Here is a 2,456-nt window from a genome sequence, read left to right on the forward strand (position 1 = left end):
TTTGAAAAACATGATGATTGTGGATTCATGATGTATACAAATGGAACTTTAATTGATGATGAGATGGCTGATAAAATGCTTGAAGTGGGTAATGTTACTCCTGCTATCAGTCTTGAAGGTTGGAAAGAAGCTACTGATGAAAGACGTGGTGAAGGTGTCTTTGACAAAGTAATGGATACTATGGATCGTCTTCGAGAAAGAGGTATTGTTTTTGGAGTAAGTCTTACTGCTACCAGAAATAATATTAAAGAAATATTCAGTGATGAATTCATGGATATGCTTGTTGATAAAGGAGCAATGTATGGCTGGTCTTTCCATTATATTCCGATAGGAAGAGAACCTAATCTCGATATGATGGTTACTCCAGAACAGAGAGCCTGGCTGGCAAAACGGGTACCTGAAATCCGGAAAAATAAACCGATATTTTTAGCTGACTTTTGGAATGATGGAATTTATACAAATGGTTGTATAGCAGGGGGAAGACGTTATTTTCACATAAATGCTAAAGGTGAAGTAGAGCCCTGTGCTTTTGTCCACTTTGCAGCAGATAATATTAAAAATAAGAGTTTGGAAGAAGCTTTACAAAATCCACTATTTAAAGAATATCAGAAAAGACAGCCTTTTAATGAAAATATGCTCAAGCCCTGTCCGATTATCGATAACCCGGAACAATTAAGAGAAATGGTCAAAGAATCAGGAGCAAAACCTACTCATCCTGGGGCAGATAATATTTTTGAAGAAGATGTTGCAAGTCAGCTTGATGATTTGGCAGAAAGATGGGGAGAAATATCCAAACCAATTGATGAAAAAAGAAAGAAAAAATCTAATGGAAAAAATGATGATTAAGAATAAAATAGTACTTAATTGAAATTCAGCCCCCATTTTGGGGGTTTTTCTATTTCTTTACTTAGTTTTTCTAGCATGATATAATAAAAAAAATTGCGAAAAATTAGTTTTTTGGCAAATAGGAGGTGATTCTGCTGAATATTGGATATCTTTTAAAAAAATCCTGGAATGATTTTAAAAAACATTATTTAAAATATATGATTTTTAATATTATCTGGTTTTTTGTTATAACTTTCTTATATTTTATTACTTTGCGTTCGATTTTTGGAGGCAATTATTTTATTTTAGCCATTCCTATTTTAGCCGGTGGGCCCCTGATTTTAGTAGGTCTTGAGCTAGCTTATAATAGTAATTTTGAAATAAAAAAAGTATTAAAGAGAGTAAGGAAAAAACTTTATACTTCTCTTATTATTTTTGTATTTTCTGCAGTTGTATATGGAGTTTTAGTTTATGATTTTTTCTTTGTTTTAGATAAAGTTGGTAATAATAAGTTATTTTTGATATTTCCAGTTATTATCTTATATCTAATAATTATGTTTAATATGTTTCAGATTAACCTCTGGGGAATGATTTCTGAAGATTATAATCTCAGATTTTTTAAATACTTAAAAAAAGCCTATCAAAATACAGTATATAATTTCTTATTTGCTTTACTCTGGAGTTTAATTATTTTTGTTTTTATTATTATTTTGCTCTTAACTAGAGTAGGAGCTTTTTTATTTCTGAATTCTTTTGTCAGTATTTTAATCTTAAATGGCAAAGACCATATGTTAGAAAAAGAAAGTGAGGAGGAGATGAGTAGTGACTAAAGATAAATATATTGGTATAGATTTAGGTGGTACTAAAATATTAACGGCAGTTGCAAATGATAATGGTGAAATTATAGCTAGAGTTAAACTTGCAACTGAAACAGAATTAGGGCAGGAAAGAATAAAGAAAAATATTTTTAAAAGTATTTATAAAGTACTGGAAAAAACCGATATTAAAATAGAAAAAATAAAATCAATTGGAATTGGCAGTCCTGGTCCACTTAATGTAGAGAAAGGTATTATCTATGAAAGTGCAAATCTTCCTATTAAAAATATGGAAATAGTTGATTTAATAGAAAAAGAAACGGGTATTAATACCTATTTGCAAAATGATGCTAATACTGCCGCTTTAGGGGAAAAAGTTTTTGGAGTAGGTAAAGAAGCTGATGATCTATTATACATAACTATTAGTACTGGAGTTGGTGGGGGAATTATTATTAATGGTAAAATTTATTATGGTCATACCGGTAATGCCGGAGAAATTGGTCATATGACAGTTGACCCTACTGGTCCTCAATGTGGTTGTGGAAATTATGGCTGTCTTGAATCTTTTTCTTCAGGAACAGCTATAAAAAATATGGCTAAAAAAGCTGTTGAAAATGATGAATCGACTTTAATTAAAAAATTAGCTAAAGATCAGAAGTTAAGTGCTAAATTAGCAGCCAAAGCTGCAGCTAAAGGAGATCAGAAAGCTCTGGATATTTTTGCTAAGGCAGGTTATTATTTAGGGATTGGGATTGCTAACTTAGTAAATATTTTCAATCCAGAAATGATTATCCTGGGTGGAGGAGTTTTGAAAGC

At 31.0% G+C, this 2,456-nt stretch carries 3 protein-coding genes; all 3 read left to right on the forward strand.

Features of this window, described 5'->3' with window-relative positions; genetic code table 11:
• Positions 1–846: radical SAM protein (locus VJ881_10765; GenBank protein HKL76533.1), on the forward strand; the 846-nt coding region annotated here is incomplete at its 5' end.
• Positions 847–971: 125 nt separating this feature from the next.
• Complete coding sequence (locus VJ881_10770) at positions 972–1,655, forward strand: hypothetical protein (GenBank protein HKL76534.1); 684 nt, start codon at positions 972–974, stop codon at positions 1,653–1,655.
• Positions 1,648–2,456: ROK family protein (locus VJ881_10775; protein ID HKL76535.1), on the forward strand; the 809-nt coding region annotated here is incomplete at its 3' end. The genes VJ881_10770 and VJ881_10775, both read left to right, overlap by 8 nt.

The organism is Halanaerobiales bacterium (assembly GCA_035270125.1).
In the GTDB taxonomy this organism is placed as follows: domain Bacteria; phylum Bacillota; class Halanaerobiia; order Halanaerobiales; family DATFIM01; genus DATFIM01.